Origin of the sequence: Sneathia sp. DSM 16631 (assembly GCF_014892235.1) — a bacterium.
In the GTDB taxonomy this organism is placed as follows: Bacteria; Fusobacteriota; Fusobacteriia; order Fusobacteriales; family Leptotrichiaceae; genus Sneathia; species Sneathia vaginalis.
Genome location: NZ_JADBHL010000033.1, coordinates 1 through 1595 on the forward strand (window position 1 = coordinate 1; position 1595 = coordinate 1595).

The following is a 1595-nucleotide window of genomic DNA, read 5'->3' on the forward strand; positions in this document are numbered from 1 at the left end:
AAGTATATTTTAGCCAAAAAAAAAAAAAAAAAAAAGGACATTTTTATTAAATGTATGTTTATTTTTTAACCTCATAAAGATACTTTAAGTAGAATGTAGATTTTATCTACGAATATTGTACATTGTGTTTTTTAACTATATTAAAAGAAATTTAATTAATAAAAAAATGTACTGAATCATTTTAACCCAGTACACTCTATTTTCATTATATATTTTTCTTATTTCCATTCATATCTCATATTTAAAGTACCTTTAATGCTTGTATTTTTATATACAAATTCTCTAAATTCATTTAGTCCAAATTTTACTGGCACTTCAACTGAACCTTTAACCTTTAATGCTTCTATAGGTTTGTATTCTAATGATACTTTTGGTGCTAATACTAAGCTTGGATCGCATATTCCAGCATAGATATCTGCAAATGTAGCTATAATATTTCCTTCTGGGCTTACAACTAATTTATCATTTAATAACTTAAAGTCATATTTAGCACCAGCATGTAATTTAACGTATCCTGTTGTATAACCAGGGAATTTAAGTAATTGATTATACTTTGAATGATATCTTCCAGCAAATACACCATCTGCAGTTAATGTTAGATTCTTAACTCCTATATATTTAGCACCTAATTTAGCACCAAAGTTTACTAAGTCTAATTTAGCTTTAAATCTACTAATACTTTTAACAAATTTATTATAGAAATCTTGAGTTTCAGCACGATTTTTCATTTCTTCTAATTGACCATATGCAGTATTTTTGTATGCATTCCAATATTTAAACACTTCTGTACCATTATTATTATCAGGTTCATATTTACCTTGTGCATTTTTCTTAACCTTCATAATAGATGACTTAAATTTTTCCATATCAAAATTTTCTTTTTCAAACTTATCAAGTGCTAAATATTTTGCACTTTCTACATTTAATGTTCTAACTTCACTTTCTAAAGATGTTTTCTCAGCAGTTTTTTTAGCTATTTCTTCAGTAATTATTTTTGTTTCTTTTAATATATATTCTATATTCTTTTTCGCATTAACATCATTTATACGACTATGTGGAACACTCATTACAAATATATTTAAAGCATATTTTTCAAGATTTAATTTTTTCAATTCTTTTTTTAGTTCACAAATTCTTGTTTGTTTATCAAATACTTTCTTAGCCTTTTCTTTATCTACTTCATCATTGTATTCTTTTTGATCTTTTTCAAACTCTTTATTTATACCTTCTTTAAAATCTACTACTATTTTTTCAAATTCTTTTTTTGCATTTTTTGCATTTTGTATTTCTTCAGGTGTCATTTCTTTAACTCTTTTTTCTGCTAGTAATATATCACTTTTTACTTTAGGTAATCCTTCTAAATATGTTGAGATTTGATTATCTGCTATTCCATTTAACGCATATAGCTCTTCAAGTGGTTTAGCTGCATAATTTGCATATTCACCTTCATCAAAGTGTATATGTTGTACGAATGCTCCTGCTGTTAATTCTAGGTCTTTTACTCCTGTGTATTTAGCATCTAATTCATATGAGTGTGCATATGCATCTTTGTTTAATTTGATTTGTCCATCTGTTAATAGGTCTTTAACATCTGA

General features: G+C 25.8%; 1 protein-coding gene. It reads right to left on the minus strand.

Annotated features, from left to right (window positions below; translation table 11 throughout):
- Positions 1–218: 218 nt before the first annotated feature.
- Positions 219–1595 (minus strand): hypothetical protein (locus tag IMK15_RS06285; protein ID WP_192942283.1); only part of this gene is annotated, 1377 nt, incomplete at its 5' end.